This is a genomic window from Acidobacteriota bacterium (assembly GCA_019347945.1).
Lineage (GTDB): Bacteria > Acidobacteriota > Thermoanaerobaculia > Gp7-AA8 > JAHWKK01 > JAHWKK01.
In genome coordinates this window covers 20,376-34,293 of the sequence record JAHWKK010000031.1, presented here as the reverse complement: position 1 = coordinate 34,293, position 13,918 = coordinate 20,376, and the positions used below count along the sequence as shown (strand labels likewise).

Here is a 13,918-nt window from a genome sequence, read left to right as displayed (position 1 = left end):
GCCCGGCGCGTCCGCCCCGTCCCAATGGCCCGACCTGATTGAGCAGGGGGTCGGGACTGAACAGGCAACTAACCCCCGCGAGTAGGTTGCATTCCGCTTGGTTCGGCAGTTAAGTTCCTTGTTCAGACCCGACCCCGAAACCCCCTGCCGGCGCTTCGCTTGGCCTGACTGACTCCTCCAACTGGCAACCGACTCCTCCAACCTCCAACCTCCAGCCCTGACCGGCACGGGAGTCGCACCGTGCAATACCGGAAAGGAGAACCGCCATGCCGAAGGAATGGAGCAAGAAGGACGAACGGCAGTACGAGCATGTGAAGGACAGCGAAAAGGACGCGGGCAAATCGACGGATCGCGCCGAGGAGATCGCCGCACGGACCGTCAACAAGCAGAGGAAGAAAGAGGGACGCACCAAGAACAGCTGACCGCCCGGTCCCCCGCGGTCGTTTCATCGCGCCCAATGTTTCCGGGTGCGGCTGACTTACTTCGATGCTCTCGAGCAACTATTCAGTCGTTCCCGAGAACGAACGGAAGCGCAGGACTGCCCTGCTGCTGATCGATCTGATCAATGATTTCAAATTCGAGGGAGGTGATCGAGTCGCTGACGCGGTCACCGAGGCGCTGCCTCGCATCGAGGCTTTGCTGAAACGCGCCCGCCAGTCCAACGCCGCGGTCATCTACGCGAACGACAATATCGGGCGGTGGCGCTCCAGATTCGACGAGGTGATCGATCACTGCCTTCGTTCGGGCTCGAAGGGAAAGCAGATCGTGGAAACTCTGCTCCCCTCCAAAACGGACTATCTCATCCTCAAGCCCGGTCACACCGGCTTCCACGCGACGCCGCTCGAGATTCTCCTGCGGGAGCTCGGGACCGAAAACCTGATCCTCGCCGGCCAGCTCGTCAACTCGTGCGTCTTCTTCACCGCGCACGACGCGCACATGCGCGGGTTCGAGCTCACGATCGCCTCGGACGGGGTCGCGGGACTCGACGCCGAGGATATCCCCGGCATACTCGAACAGATGGAAAAGCTCTTCGACGCGCGGATCCTCCAATGTGAAGAGATCCGCTTCGACGAGTGACGAAAAAGCGGAAATGAACTTGAAGTCGGCGCTTCGCTGGGCCTGAATGTACTCATTCTGGAGGTCCCTCGCCTGCCCGCCCGCAGGTACGCCGAATCGAAACAATTCGCAAGCTCGCCGCCCGCTCGGGACGACGGGGGGGGTAGAGGGTTTTCTCGACGCTTCAATCCGGCGTGTGGTCAGTCGTAACCTCGGGCATTCGACGCCAGACGTCAGGAGATTCAGGCATGTCACAGATCTCCCCGCACCGGTCGTCCCGAGCGGGTGGTCGGGCGGGAAGCGAGGGACCTCTCATGAAAGTACAGCCAGACCAAGCGGAGCGCCGATCAAACCAGCAGTTCATTCTGAGGACGGCGAACGATCCGAGGGACAGTCGTGATTCAACGCGACCAGCACCCGCCACAGTGACTCACGAATACGTGATTCTGTAGATTCGGCCTCCGGCGTCATCCGACAGAAGGATCGAGCCGTCGTCGAGCTGCAACAGGTCGACTGGCCGTCCCGACGTCTCGTCACCCTGCAGCCAGCCGGTGGCGAACGGCTCGTAGGAGACGGCCTCGTTTCCTCGAAGCTCGACCATCATGACCCGATATCCGATCGGCGTCGAACGATTCCACGAACCGTGCTCCGCGATCAGAATCCGGTTTCGATATTCGGAGGGAAACATCTCTCCGGTGTAGAAGAGCATTCCGAGCGCCGCGACGTGAGGGCCGAGGTTCTGGGCGGGAGCGGTGAATTCGCTGCAGGGCCGCTTCGCCCCGAATTCAGGATCGGCGATGTCCGTGCCGTGACAATAGGGATAGCCGAAGTGCATCCCTCCCCTCGAGGCATGGTTGAGCTCGTCAGGCGGAATGTCGTCGCCCATCATGTCCCGCCCGTTGTCGGTGAACCACAGCTCGTCCGTCTCAGGATGCCATGCGAACCCGACAGTGTTCCGAACCCCGCTCGCGTAGATCTCCATGTTCGATCCGTCCGGGTCGAGACGCGTGATCGTCGCGTAGATCGAGTCCGATTCACAGATGTTGCAGGGAGCACCGACGGGGACGTAGAGCTTGCCGTCGGGTCCGAACGCGATGTACTTCCAACCGTGATGACGATCCGTCGGGTAATCATCGAACACCACCTCCAGCTGGGCAACCGACTCGAGATCGTCGAGAACCGACGGGAACCGAAGAATCCTGCTGATCTCGGCGACATAGAGGTCACCGTCCCGCCAGGCCACACCATTCGGAGAGCGGAGGCCGCTGGCGATCGTCCAGACACGATCCGCCGTCCCATCCCCGTCGGTGTCACGAACCGCGTAGACGTTCCCTTCCCTCCTGGTTCCGACGAAGATCGTGCCGTCGGGCGCGCTGGCGAGCGACCGGGCGCCGGGTACCTCGCTGGACCAGACCTCGATTCGGAAACCATCCGGCAGCGAAAGGCCCAGGTTGTCGCTCGCCGCTTCGCCTGTCGGCTCGACGGTATCGGCCGGGTTGTAGGTGAAGTTGCCTGCGGTGAGAACGAGCGCCGTGACGATCAGGTGGGTTCTTCTCATGGAGGTCACCGGCGTTCAAATCGGACGCCAATCGAAGAGAATACCTCCGTCCGCGCAGTGGTTGAGCCCGGACGTGCGAGCTTAGCTCAGCTGGTTAGAGCATCTGCCTTACAAGCAGGGGGTCGGGGGTTCGAGTCCCTCAGCTCGCACCATTTCAATTCTCCGCTCAGCCGGCCACCTCGAACGCGGTGTCCGCTTCGATCGCTTCACCCATTTCGAGAATCGTCCAGCCGTTCCCGCCCTCTTTCTCGACGAGCCGCCCGAGCAGCTCGACCGCTTCGCGCTCTCCGTCGTCACCGAGGGGAAAGGTTCCCCAGTGAATCGGTATCGACCGTTCTGCTCCGAGGATCCGGTGCGCTTTGATCGCGTCTTCCGGGTCGAGGTGAACGGGGCTCATGAACCACCGTGGCCGGAATGCGCCGATCGGCAGCAGCGCGATCGAGGGAGATCCGAACCGGTCGCGTATCTGCTCGAAGTGAGAGCCGAAACCGGTATCGCCGGCGAAGTAAACACTCGCTCCGCTCCCGCTGACGAAGAGGCCTCCCCACAGCGTCCGATCCCGATCGCAGATTCCCCGCGCCGAAAAGTGCCGCGCCGGAACGAAATGGAGCCGTGCGCCTCCGATTTCGACCGAGTCCCACCAGTCCATCTCGGTGACGCGGACATCGAAGCCAGCTTCTGCCAGCAGCCCGCGGTTCCCGAGGCCCGCGAGAAAGCGTGGCTTGTGTCGTGCTTCCAGGCGACGAAGCGTACCGATGTCGAGATGATCGTAATGATCGTGGGAGATGAACACGACGTCGATTCTCGGCAGATCGCCGAAGTTGATTCCGGGCGATCGGTGTCTGCGCGGCCCCGCCCATTCGACGGGGCTGCACCGATACGACCAGATCGGATCGGTCAGGATGTTGATGCCATCGATCTGAATGAGTGCCGTCGCATGATTGATCCAGGTGACGCGCGTCGATCGTTCCGCGACTTCCGGTGGCGGAGCCGGTCCGGGCGCAACTTCCCGCCAGCCCGGCCATTCGCCTCTTTCACGCCTCGCCTGCCATCGGAGGAATGCAAGCCCGGAGTGTGTTACCGGATCGAGGTTTCGGAATCGCTGGCCGTCGAAGTGATCCGACTCCGGTCCTTTCCATGCTCCGCCGGAGAATCGGCAACGAAGCTCCGCCACGGCTCCACCGGCCACGACCGCCGCGCCGAGCAGAGCGAGAGCTCGCCGCCGCTTCGAATGCTTCCGGCTCTTTCTCCTTCTTCTCATGACACGATCAGATCGGAGTGCTCGGGATGCTTTTCCAGCCACGACCGGACGAATCCACACGTCGGCCGGACATTCAGCTCTTTCGACCGTGCCAGCTCGACTGCAGCCTCGGCGAGCTGCGAACCGATTCCCTCTCCTTCGTGGCCTTTGGGAACTTCCGTGTAAGTGAGATTCATGATGTCCTCGCCGTCCATCCGATAGTTGAGAACGGCTTCCTCTTTGCCGAGGTCGAGGACGAAACGATGAGCGTTCTCTTCGTGACGAACCTTCGTGCTCATATCGCCCCCGCGCCGAATGTATCGCACTGGTCCACGTCGCCCGAGTTGAATCCGGCGCGGAACCACTGGGATCTCTGCGCGGACGTGCCGTGCGTGAACGACTCGGGCACGATGTGTCCCTGGGATCGGCGCTGAAGCGTGTCATCACCGATCGCGCTCGCGGCATTCAGCGCTTCCTCGATGTCACCCGGCTCGAGAATCTGATTCATCTGATTGGCGTGATACGCCCAGACCCCGGCGAGACAGTCCGCCTGCAGTTCCATTCTGACCTGCAGAGCGTTCCCCTCCTCCTGCGAGCTCTGCTGCCTCATCTGCTGCACCTGCCCGGCGATGCCCAGCAGATTCTGAACGTGATGACCGACCTCGTGCGCCACGACGTAGGCCTCCGCGAAATCGCCTGGAGCACCGAATCGCTGCTCGAGCTGCTGATAGAAACTGAGATCGATGTAAACATTCGAGTCGAGCGGACAGTAGAACGGGCCGACTGCCGAGCTCGCCGTTCCGCAGGCCGACTCCACCGCTCCGGAGAAGAGGACCAGCTTCGGCTCGACGTAGGCCTGTCCCGTTTCAGCCGGGAGCAGCTGATTCCAGACGTCCTCGGTGTCCTTCAGAACCACCCCGACCCGTTGCGCCGCTTCCTGTTGTTCGGGATCGTTCGGGTCGACCGACTGAGTGGGCATCGACTGGACGACGTCCGAAGGATCGCCTCCCAGAAAGATCACGAGAAGGGCGATGACGAGAGCACCGACCCCTCCTCCCCCGATCAGTGCCGGGCCCATTCCGCGCCGGTCCTCGACGTTGCTGCTGGTCTGCCTTCCTCTCCATCTCATGGCGGTCGAACCTCCTGGACGTTTCGCCTTTGCAACGTCAATGCGCAACGCTTCCGCTTTTCGGTATGATGCCGCCCGACCACACGATGAAGACTGTTGAAGAGATCCTGCTGGAAGCCATCCAGTCCGAGCTCGACACCCGTCGGCTCTACAAGGACATGGCCTCGCTCGCCCCTGACGCCGAAACGAAAAACGTTCTGACGGCGCTGGCCGATCGAGAGCTCATCCATCGGGCGCAGCTCGAGAGGCGTTACAAGGAGCTTTTCGACAAGCCTCCACCACCGATGGAAGAGTCTTCGATGACGATCCCACCCGGAGTGCAGAAGTTCGACCCGGTCAGGGCGCTGAAGTTCGCCATGGAGCATGAGCGCAATTCCGAGGCGCAGTATCGATTTCTGTCGGAGCGGGCGACCGAAAAAGAAATCCGCAACATTGCGAACGAGATGGCGGAGACCGAATGGAAGCACCGGCGGGAGATCGAGACCGAGCTTCAGGAACGGATCGGCCCCGACCAGTTCCTCTTCGAGATCTGAGCTCCCGCGGTTTCCACTCCTGTATCATCGCGCCGCGGAGGCCAACCTTGCCCCAGCGGCTCGCGTTATTCGACATCGACGGGACACTCATACGGGATCGTGGCGCAGCGCGAGATGCATTCGCATCCGCGCTTCGGATGGTCTTCGACTGCACCCCTCCGCTCGACCACTACGACTTTTCCGGTCGAACCGACCCGGAGATCACTCACATGGTTCTGAAGAACAGCGGACTCACGACCGACCAGATCGACAGTCGCATCGCCGAGCTCTGGCCTCGTTACCTCAGCGAGCTTCAGGAGCGCATCACACGGACCCCAGTCGAGGTCGTCGAAGGGGTCGAGCATCTCCTCACCGAGCTGGAGAAACAGCCCGGCATCACAACTGGGCTTCTTACCGGCAACGTCGAAGGTGGCGCCAGAACCAAGCTGGCATCCGGGAAGCTCGAACGTTTTTTCAGCTTCGGGGCGTTCGGCTCGGATTCCCCCCGCCGTTCCGATCTTCCGCCGATCGCGATCTCGCGTGCAGCCGATTGCACGGGACATCGATTCGAACCGAGAGATGTCGTCATCATCGGCGACTCGATTCACGACGTCCGCTGCGGTAAACCCCACTCGGCGACTTCCATCGCCGTCGCGACCGGAAAGACTTCGGCTGAGAACCTCCGAGCGGAAGAGCCGGATTTCTTCTTCGAAGACTTCACCGACGTTCCGCCCGTTCTGTCGGCGATCCTCGGAACCACCCGATGACGAGGTTCGTGATCTCCGGTATGGGCGTCGTCAGTCCGATCGGGATCGGGCGGCAGAAATGGTTCGAGTCGCTGACTGCCGGAACGAGCGGCGTGGCCAGGATCAGCTCCTTCGACCCCTCCGGGCTCACCTCACGCATCGCCGGCGAAGTGCGCGATTTCAATCCGGGTGACTGGTTCGATCCCAAACAGCTCCGGCATGTCTCCCGAGCAGTTCCGATGGTGCTGGCTGCGACCGCCGAGGCGCTCGAGGACGCGAAGCTCGATCCGAAAGAGCTCGATCTCGAAGCCAAACGGCGGGTCGCGGTCATGCTCGGTACCGGAGGCGGCGCGATCGAGTTCAGCGAGCGGATGTACGAGCTTTGGTACGCGGGGAAGGAGCGAAAGGCGTCCGTCTACTCCGTCCCCTCCGGAACGATCGGAACGATCTCCTCGGAGATCTCCATGATTCACGACCTTCACGGTTTCTCCCACGTGATCTCCACCGGCTGTACCTCTTCCACCGATGCACTCGGTTACGCCCTGAACAGCCTGAGGCTCGGCCTCGCCGACCAGATCGTCGTCGGGGGCGTCGACACGACGATTACCGAGGGGGTCATGACGGGCTTCGGCATGATGAAGATCGTTTCCACCCGATTCAACGACGAGCCGGAGCGGGCCTCGAGGCCGTTCGATGCCGAACGCGACGGCTTCGTCCTCGGTGAAGGCTCCTGGATGTTCGTTCTCGAAAAGGAGGAGTCGGCGCGTGCGCGAGGCGCGCACATCTATGCCGAGCTCGCCGGCTACGGTTCCACCTGCGACGCGTACCACCGAGTCCGGCTGGACGAGTCCGGCGAAGAGCCCGCCCGCGCGATGGAGCTCGCGATGGAAGATGCCGGCGTCTCCCCCGAGCAAGTCGGGTACATCAACTATCACGGTACCTCGACCGAGCTCAACGACCGGGCCGAGACCCGCGCGGTCAAGCGTGCGTTCGGCGATCATGCCGGATCTCTCGCGGGCTCGGCGACCAAGTCGATGATCGGGCATCCGCAGGGTGCCTGCGGATCGGCCGGGGTTGCCGCAACGCTGCTGGCGCTGACAGAGGGCATCCTTCCTCCGACGATCAATCTCGAGAACCCCGACCCGGAATGCGACCTCGATTACGTCCCCCTCGCCTCCCGGCCGGCGCGGGTCGACGTCGCACTCTGCAACACGATCGCGTTCGGATCGAAGAACGCCGCTCTCGTTCTCAGGAAAATCTGAGCGATGTTCCTCTCGCAGAGAGTCGATACACCGGAGCTTCTCGATCAGGAAGGCCAGCCGGTCGAGGACGTCGAACGATCGCTCCGCGATCTCCGGAAATTCAATTCGCTGGCCGGCGGAGTCAGAGCATTTCGCAAAACCGTTCGCATCGCGGCGCCCCGCCCTGCCAGCGTTCTCGATCTCGGGTCGGGGACCTCCGATCTGATCGATTCACTCAACGACGTGCAGATGCGAATCGGTCTCGATCTCCGGATCGAGCACCTTCTGTACGGCAGAAAGCTCGGCTCGAAAAATCCGATCCTCCGCGTCGTCGGGAATGCCTTCCGACTCCCCTTCCTCGACGGCTCGGTCGACGTCGTGACCTCCTCCCACCTCTTTCATCATTTCGACGAGAGCCAGAATGCTCGAATTCTCACAGAAGCGCTGCGGGTGGCGCGGCAAGCCGCAATCGTCTCGGATACGCGTCGCCACATCGTCCCATGGCTCTTCACCCGGCTTCTCGGAGCGCTGCGACTCATCGGACGGATCACTCGATTCGACGCTCCGACCTCCGTCGCTCGCGGCTACACCGTCGAAGAGGCGATGAGCGTCGCGAGCAGCATTGGAGCTCGGGCCAGCGTCGTCCGGATCTTTCCGTATCGCATCGGATTGGTCGCGAGATCCGGCTCGTGACGACGATCAAAACCGAGGTTGCGGTCGTCGGCGGCGGACCGGCCGGATCGACGGCTGCGGCACTTCTCGCCTCGAAGGGCGTCGACGTGACCCTCGTCGAGCGCGACACATTTCCGCGCGACAAGATCTGCGGTGAGTTTCTCTCCTGGGACGCCGGGCCGGTTCTCGACCTTCTCGGCCTTTCGGGAGCGCTCGATGCCGCCGGTGCCCGTCCGGTTCGAACATGTCGTGTCATTGCGGGACGACGAGAGTACTCCTTCGATCTTCCCGGCACCGCGCGGGGCATCTCCCGGCTCTCTCTCGATCGGATGCTGTTCGAGCGAGCGGTCATCCTTGGTGTGCGAGGCATGACCGGAGTCACGGTTTCCCGCATCGAGTCATCGGGTCCGACGCCCTTTATCATCGCGTCCGGCAGCGAGGGGGAGATGAGAATCGAGGCCGGAATGATCGTCGGAGCCTGGGGCCGATGGGGCCGGATGGATCTCCAGATGAAGCGATCTTTCGCGAAGGAGACCCGGCGCCGGTTTTTCGGATTCAAACGGCACTACGTCGACGCGGCCGACAACGAGGAAGTGCGCCTCTACTCGTTCCGCGACGGTTATCTCGGGACCTCGCCGGTCGAAAGAGGCCAGATCAATATCTGCGGGCTCGTTCATCAGAACCGGCTCCGGACGAGCAGAGGTGGCTGGGACGCCGTGGTCGAATCGCTTCGCGGGGAATCCGACGCCCTTCGATCGCTCTTCGACCAGCACCCCGAGCCGTCCGGAGAATTCGTGTCGTCCGATCCGGTCATCTTCACGGCGAGGAAAGCGGAGCACGAGGGCACGCTCATGATCGGTGATGCGGCGGGGCTCGTCGATCCGTTGGCGGGTAACGGGATGACCATCGGCTTGCAGTCGGGGCTTCTGCTCGCCCTTCATCTTCTCTCCGAACGCGATGATCGAGGCCGGGACGCGTGGGATCGAACCTTTTCGCGAGCGTTTCATTCTCGCTTCCGCTGGAGCCGCCTGGTCGCGGCGATGCTCGAGCGACCCGGGATGATGAACGCGCTTCTCTCGATCGTGTCTTCACCGAAAGCCGGGAGGTTTCTCACACGCCGAACGCGCGCCGACACGGCGTCGATCGAAGCTCTCGCGGACCAGTTCGCCAGCATCTGAAACCGTTCGCGCTTTTGTTCCCGTCACATCCAAGCAATCGTCATCCTGAGCAAGTGACCGAGGCCAGAAGGCCCCATCGGATCGGGAATGAAGCCCGGAAAAGTGACCATGACGCGTAGCGCTGGGTCCGATGAAGAGGCCGGGCACGGGCGCGGGCAGGGGCACGGGCACGGGCGGGCCTCGCGAACGGATGTTTCATTAGGAGCCGGCGAAGGATCTGGGGGGCGGTCGCGAATCAACCTGACCAGCCCCTCGAGCGACGCATTCTTCGAGATCTTTCTCGCGCCCGTGCCCGTGCCCGCGCCCGTGCCCGGCCTCTGCCTTATTGGACCGCACTCCTCCAACCTCCAACCTCAAACCCCAAACCTCCAACCCTCCCCCCTCCTATATCCTTTGCGCGTCATGAAGCTGGAAGGTTCGGTGATTCTGGTCACGGGCGCGAGCAGCGGCATCGGCCGGGCGGCCGCCGTCGAGCTCGCCCATCGGGGCGCCGCGGTCGCGATCGCTGCAAGGCGGCGTGAGCTCGTCGACGAGGTCGCGGAACGATGCCGGGAGATCGGAGCACGGGCAGAAGGATTCGAGCTCGACGTGACCGATCGCGAGGAATGCATCCGGCTGGCAGAACGAATCGAGAGATCACTCGGGCCGGTCGACGGTCTGGTCTGCTCGGCCGGCTGGGGAACGCTCGGACCGGCGGTCTCACTCGACCCGGAGGACATCGAAGGGATGATGCGGACCAACTACCTCGGAGCTGTCTGGTGCGCCCAGGCGGTGCTTCCCGGTATGCTCGCGCGGAAGCGAGGCGCGATCGTCTTCGTCTCGTCGATCCTCGGAATCATGGGAAATGCCGGCATGTCGGCATACGCGGCGAGTAAGCACGCGTTGAACGGATTTGCCGAGTCGATTCGAGACGAGCTGCACGGAACCGGCGTCACGATATCGCTTCTCTGCCCGGCGACGACCGAAACGGCTCTGTTCGACGATAAGGACCGAGCGTCGATCCCCGCGGCGTCGCGACTGGTTCCGGTCATGAACGCCGGGCGCGTCGGGCGGGCGGCGGTTGGTCTTCTCGAGACGGGACGGCGGCGAATGGTGCTCCCGGCGCTGGCGGCAGGATTCATGAAGCTCAGCGAGATCGCACCCGGCATCGCTCACGCTGCCATGAGAATCACATCGAAAATGCTGAAGCGGAGGAAGATCTGAACGGACCAGATTCAACAGACCCCCAGGGAACCCGGCAGGTGCGCATCAAGCCAGCGGCGCCCGTCACGCGAGCGCTGATCTTTCTGATCGTCCTCGGGTTCATTCACGAGGTCATCGTGGGCGTTCCGCTCTTCGCCCTCACCACCGCCGATACCCCGGCGCTGATTCGGGCGGGCGCGCTCTACCCCGGTGCGCTGGAGGCGGGTGAGTGGTGGCGGCTCTTCACGATCGTCCTGGTCCACGTCGGCCTTCTCCATCTCGTCTTCAATCTCTGGGCTCTCTACCAGCTCGGCATGCTCTACGAAGTGATGTTCAGCTCGAGCCGGATGCTCGCGATCTTTTTCATAACCGCTCTGGTCGCTTCGCTCTCGAGTTTCTTCTTCACACAGTCCGTCACGGCTGGAGCGAGCGGCGCAATCTTCGGTCTGCTCGGAGCGCTGATCACGGGAATCCGGCGGTCGCCTTACTGGCGCGGACGCCGGACCGCCGGACTGTTCGAGATGCTGCTCATGTGGGCGGGTCTCAACGTCGTTTTCGGATTCACCTGGGCCGGAATCGACAATGCGGCGCATCTCGGGGGATTCATCAGCGGCGCGATCCTCGGACTGATCCCACATCCCGACCCCCCGCAACGCCCCGGCTCTCTGATCGTCGAGGTCGGCGAACGTCCGCCGGAAGCATGAGCGGAACCCGCAGCGTTCACCGGACGATCGCGCTGAAACCTCGGACGTTTCAGGCATTGATAGGATCAATTTGCGCATTAAAGTGTTCAATTTATTCAATTAGTCGGCACTGCACCTGGGCTCCGATCTCAAGCGTTTCGGTGGCCTACCTGCCCGCTGAATGCAGAGCCGTTAGTTGGTGTATAGACGATCGTGGCGCCGGTGCCGTAATACCAATATGCGAGTAGTCACGCGATCCCTCCTCGTTTTCACGATTTTCCTCTTCTCCCACGCGACTCTTGCGGATCACGGTTACGGTCCGAGTCCGGACGAGCTCGCTGCACGGTTCGAGCGCGTGCTCGTTCCGATATTTATCCCCACCATAGTTGGGGGCGCGGGAGGATCACGCTGGCAGAGCGAGCTATGGGTCTTCAACGATTCCGAGGATGACGTTGAGGTCATTCCGAATGTCTGGTTCATCGCGCCGATTCCAGAACGTTCGACCGTGCGGCCAAAAGTCGTGACTGGGCTCCGCATGTTTGGTTATCCACCGGCGCACACGGCAAACGTTCATCGCGCGGTCCCCGCGCGTCTTGTTTTTGTGGACAAGGCTTACTCAGGGGATATTTTCTTTTCAGCGTATGTGCTCGGTCCGACTGCAGCTAACAGGACGATGATTCCGGTTGTTCGCGAGCCGGACTTTAGGACGACGTCCGTCACCGTGATGGGAATTCCGGTGTCGAAGCGAGCCCGGCTCACTGTGCGCGTTTATGAACCTGACATCCAACCTTCTACCCAGGTGGTCGTCCGCGTGCAGACGCTCGGAACCGCGCGCCTCTTGCTCGAACAAACGCTGGAGCTCGCGACTATTCCTTCCGAATGCTGCTTTGCGCACGTCCCGTCATATCCAAATTACGCGCAGCTGACATTCAGGTCGGAAGCGTTCTCTGACGTAGACGAGGGTGGGTTGCTTCAGGTGGAGATTCGCTCCGTACCTGAAGGACGGCGCCTTTGGGCTCTCATCAGCGCAACGGACGATGTCACTCATGAAACGACGCTCTACTGGCCGAACTAAGATGAGGACGAAGTTGGGGTCGCACCTTGAAACGTAACTTAGTGGACGCGGCGCTCCGAGGTAGGATCGCGCTCCACTCGGTCACCGGGCAACGATTTGGCCTTCATCCGCCGCTCGTTTTCCCGCCGAGCCCGCAGTCTCGAGATGATCCAGAAGTGCGGGCATCTCGGGCGGAGCGACCGTGGGTTCCGCCGGTCGATCGAGGCGATCCGGTGGGCGTTAAGTTGAGATTCGAGGTTTGACCCCAACTTACCCGCTGGCTGCGTCGAGCTTCTCCAACGTATTGCGTCTGGGAGGATGGAAGACCTTGACGACGTATTCGATGTCCTTCTCCATCATCTCGAAGGCGAGCTCAATCAGCTCGCTATGGTCTCTACTCTCGATATCGATGTATCGGAGTGTGGAGATTGTTGCGATGCCGAATTTCTCTGTTTCCACGAATCGTGAGGGCCGAACTTGCGCGTCGTGAAGAGGGACGAAAAACTCCCACAACCGATAACCTTTCGAGGCTACGGCTGATCCCTTCCTCTCGTTTACAAAGGCTGTGAGTTCTGTCGTAGTTCGGGGAGGCAGTTCATCAATCTCGTTGGTGAAGTTGGGGTCGCACCTTGAAACATAACTTACCGACGCGGCGCTCCGAGGTACGATCGCGCTCCACTCGGTCACCGGGCAACGATCTGGCCTTCATCCGGCACTCATTTATCCCGCCGAGCCCGCAGTCTCGAGATGACCCCGGAAGTGCGAGCAGCTCAAGTGGAGCGACCGTGGGTTCCGCCGGTCGATCGAGGCGATCCGGTTCCGCGTTAAGTTGAGATTCGAGGTTTGACCCCGACTTACCCGCTTTTTGCTGAGCGGGCGAGCGCCCTGTCCAGAGCGCACCTGCCTGTCAGACGATGGACAAATGCCCGGTTGCCCCACCACACGAAAGTGACTATGGTTGCGACATTCGTGACCTGCGACACTCGACCAAGTGAGGTGGCCCATGGGCCTATTCCGTGTGATCGGCAAGCAGTTGCAACATCCCAAGGGAGTACTCGGCAAGGCGTTGTTTCGCTGGATGACTCCAAAAACCATTGAGCACGCTCGCTGGACGGCGGACCTGATGGACGTGCAGCCCAATGACCACGTTCTGGAGGTCGGCTTCGGCAATGGCGCGAACATCGGGCTGCTTGCGGAACGGGCATCCAACGGCCACGTGGCTGGCGCCGAAATCTCGAAGACGGCAATCGAGATGGCATCAAAGAAGAACGCCCAAGCCATCGCGGAAGGGCGGGTGGCGCTGCATCAAGCCTCCGGCGGCGCATTGCCGTTCGACGATGGAACGTTCGACAAGGCGTGCACTGTCGCCACGGCATACGTGATTGCCGATCCGGGCGCGGTCTTCAAAGAAATGCACCGGGTTCTCAAGCCCGGCGGGCTGGCGGCGGTGACGTTCCCGATTCGGGAGAACTTCATGCGCTTCAAGCCGGCTGCGACGGACGGTTTTCATCTTCACGAGCTTGCCGATCTCGAAGCCGCGTTCCGCCAGGCCGGCTTCACCGAAACCCGCACCGGTCGCAACGACGCCGTGCGGTTCGGCGCCCACTGCATGTTGGGGCGCAAAGAAAGCGCTGTGTAACGGCATGGCCGCTTGACGGAAGGGAGAG

15 protein-coding genes, 1 tRNA gene and 1 pseudogene are annotated in these 13,918 nt (G+C 61.9%); 12 read left to right on the top strand and 5 right to left on the bottom strand.

Going from position 1 to position 13,918, the window contains the following annotated elements; genetic code table 11:
• Positions 1-266 precede the first annotated feature (266 nt).
• Both KY459_15205 and KY459_15200 read left to right on the top strand, forming a co-directional pair.
• A pseudogene (locus KY459_15205) lies at positions 267-416 on the top strand (addiction module toxin RelE).
• Between the two features lie 70 nt (positions 417-486).
• Positions 487-1,077 carry a cysteine hydrolase gene (locus tag KY459_15200; protein MBW3566056.1) on the top strand — a complete coding sequence of 197 codons (591 nt, stop codon included), beginning with the start codon at positions 487-489 and terminating at the stop codon, positions 1,075-1,077.
• Positions 1,078-1,486: 409 nt separating this feature from the next.
• On the opposite strand, the gene KY459_15195 is transcribed toward KY459_15200, so the two are convergent.
• Positions 1,487-2,614 carry a sorbosone dehydrogenase family protein gene (locus KY459_15195; GenBank protein ID MBW3566055.1) on the bottom strand — a complete coding sequence of 376 codons (1,128 nt, stop codon included), beginning with the start codon at positions 2,612-2,614 and terminating at the stop codon, positions 1,487-1,489.
• 75 nt (positions 2,615-2,689) lie between these two features.
• Between KY459_15195 and KY459_15190 the strand changes: the two genes are divergently transcribed.
• Positions 2,690-2,766, top strand: a tRNA-Val gene (locus tag KY459_15190).
• Positions 2,767-2,780: 14 nt separating this feature from the next.
• Here KY459_15190 and KY459_15185 read toward each other — a convergent pair.
• The 3 genes from KY459_15185 to KY459_15175 are packed head-to-tail and all read right to left on the bottom strand — an operon-like array spanning position 2,781 to position 4,983.
• Entirely contained in the window at positions 2,781-3,875 is a 1,095-nt protein-coding gene (locus KY459_15185; GenBank protein MBW3566054.1) for an MBL fold metallo-hydrolase, read from the bottom strand.
• Complete coding sequence (locus KY459_15180; protein MBW3566053.1) at positions 3,872-4,153, bottom strand: N-acetyltransferase; 282 nt, start codon at positions 4,151-4,153, stop codon at positions 3,872-3,874. The genes KY459_15185 and KY459_15180 overlap by 4 nt, the downstream gene beginning before the upstream one ends.
• Positions 4,150-4,983 carry a zinc metallopeptidase gene (locus KY459_15175; GenBank protein ID MBW3566052.1) on the bottom strand — a complete coding sequence of 278 codons (834 nt, stop codon included), beginning with the start codon at positions 4,981-4,983 and terminating at the stop codon, positions 4,150-4,152. Before KY459_15175 ends, KY459_15180 begins: the two co-directional genes overlap by 4 nt.
• An 86-nt stretch (positions 4,984-5,069) precedes the next feature.
• Here KY459_15175 and KY459_15170 point away from each other — a divergent pair, with 86 nt between their 5' ends.
• The 8 genes from KY459_15170 to KY459_15135 all read left to right on the top strand — a co-directional run bounded on the left by KY459_15170 (position 5,070) and on the right by KY459_15135 (position 12,272).
• Positions 5,070-5,516, top strand: a complete 447-nt coding sequence (locus KY459_15170) for a ferritin family protein (protein ID MBW3566051.1) — start codon at positions 5,070-5,072, stop codon at positions 5,514-5,516.
• A 47-nt stretch (positions 5,517-5,563) separates the two neighbouring features.
• On the top strand, positions 5,564-6,262 hold the full coding sequence (locus KY459_15165; GenBank protein ID MBW3566050.1) for an HAD hydrolase-like protein: 699 nt from the start codon (positions 5,564-5,566) through the stop codon (positions 6,260-6,262).
• Entirely contained in the window at positions 6,259-7,503 is a 1,245-nt protein-coding gene (locus KY459_15160) for a beta-ketoacyl-[acyl-carrier-protein] synthase family protein (protein MBW3566049.1), read from the top strand. Before KY459_15165 ends, KY459_15160 begins: the two co-directional genes overlap by 4 nt.
• Before the next feature lie 3 nt (positions 7,504-7,506).
• Positions 7,507-8,175: a methyltransferase domain-containing protein gene (locus tag KY459_15155; GenBank protein MBW3566048.1), complete on the top strand. Its 669-nt coding sequence runs from the start codon at positions 7,507-7,509 to the stop codon at positions 8,173-8,175.
• A complete protein-coding gene (locus KY459_15150) occupies positions 8,172-9,332 on the top strand; it encodes an NAD(P)/FAD-dependent oxidoreductase (GenBank protein MBW3566047.1) in 1,161 nt (386 codons plus the stop codon). Before KY459_15155 ends, KY459_15150 begins: the two co-directional genes overlap by 4 nt.
• Before the next feature lie 402 nt (positions 9,333-9,734).
• Positions 9,735-10,535: an SDR family oxidoreductase gene (locus tag KY459_15145; protein ID MBW3566046.1), complete on the top strand. Its 801-nt coding sequence runs from the start codon at positions 9,735-9,737 to the stop codon at positions 10,533-10,535.
• A gap of 38 nt (positions 10,536-10,573) precedes the next feature.
• Entirely contained in the window at positions 10,574-11,218 is a 645-nt protein-coding gene (locus tag KY459_15140) for a rhomboid family intramembrane serine protease (protein ID MBW3566045.1), read from the top strand.
• 334 nt (positions 11,219-11,552) lie between these two features.
• Entirely contained in the window at positions 11,553-12,272 is a 720-nt protein-coding gene (locus KY459_15135) for a hypothetical protein (GenBank protein ID MBW3566044.1), read from the top strand.
• 249 nt (positions 12,273-12,521) lie between these two features.
• On the opposite strand, the gene KY459_15130 is transcribed toward KY459_15135, so the two are convergent.
• Positions 12,522-12,938, bottom strand: coding sequence for a hypothetical protein (locus KY459_15130; GenBank protein ID MBW3566043.1), 417 nt, complete (start codon positions 12,936-12,938; stop codon positions 12,522-12,524).
• 331 nt (positions 12,939-13,269) lie between these two features.
• Between KY459_15130 and KY459_15125 the strand changes: the two genes are divergently transcribed.
• Complete coding sequence (locus KY459_15125) at positions 13,270-13,890, top strand: class I SAM-dependent methyltransferase (protein MBW3566042.1); 621 nt, start codon at positions 13,270-13,272, stop codon at positions 13,888-13,890.
• Positions 13,891-13,918: the final 28 nt, after the last annotated feature.

What these genes read in the sequence shown, in the direction of transcription:
- KY459_15170 (MBW3566051.1), top strand. Translation starts at nt 5,070, where the DNA reads ATGAAGACTGTTGAAGAGATCCTGCTGGAAGCCATCCAGTCCGAGCTC.
- KY459_15145 (MBW3566046.1), top strand. Translation starts at nt 9,735, where the DNA reads ATGAAGCTGGAAGGTTCGGTGATTCTGGTCACGGGCGCGAGCAGCGGC.
- KY459_15200 (MBW3566056.1), top strand. Translation starts at nt 487, where the DNA reads ATGCTCTCGAGCAACTATTCAGTCGTTCCCGAGAACGAACGGAAGCGC.
- KY459_15155 (MBW3566048.1), top strand. Translation starts at nt 7,507, where the DNA reads ATGTTCCTCTCGCAGAGAGTCGATACACCGGAGCTTCTCGATCAGGAA.
- KY459_15160 (MBW3566049.1), top strand. Translation starts at nt 6,259, where the DNA reads ATGACGAGGTTCGTGATCTCCGGTATGGGCGTCGTCAGTCCGATCGGG.
- KY459_15185 (MBW3566054.1), bottom strand. Translation starts at nt 3,875, where the DNA reads ATGAGAAGAAGGAGAAAGAGCCGGAAGCATTCGAAGCGGCGGCGAGCT.
- KY459_15195 (MBW3566055.1), bottom strand. Translation starts at nt 2,614, where the DNA reads ATGAGAAGAACCCACCTGATCGTCACGGCGCTCGTTCTCACCGCAGGC.
- KY459_15180 (MBW3566053.1), bottom strand. Translation starts at nt 4,153, where the DNA reads ATGAGCACGAAGGTTCGTCACGAAGAGAACGCTCATCGTTTCGTCCTC.
- KY459_15175 (MBW3566052.1), bottom strand. Translation starts at nt 4,983, where the DNA reads ATGAGATGGAGAGGAAGGCAGACCAGCAGCAACGTCGAGGACCGGCGC.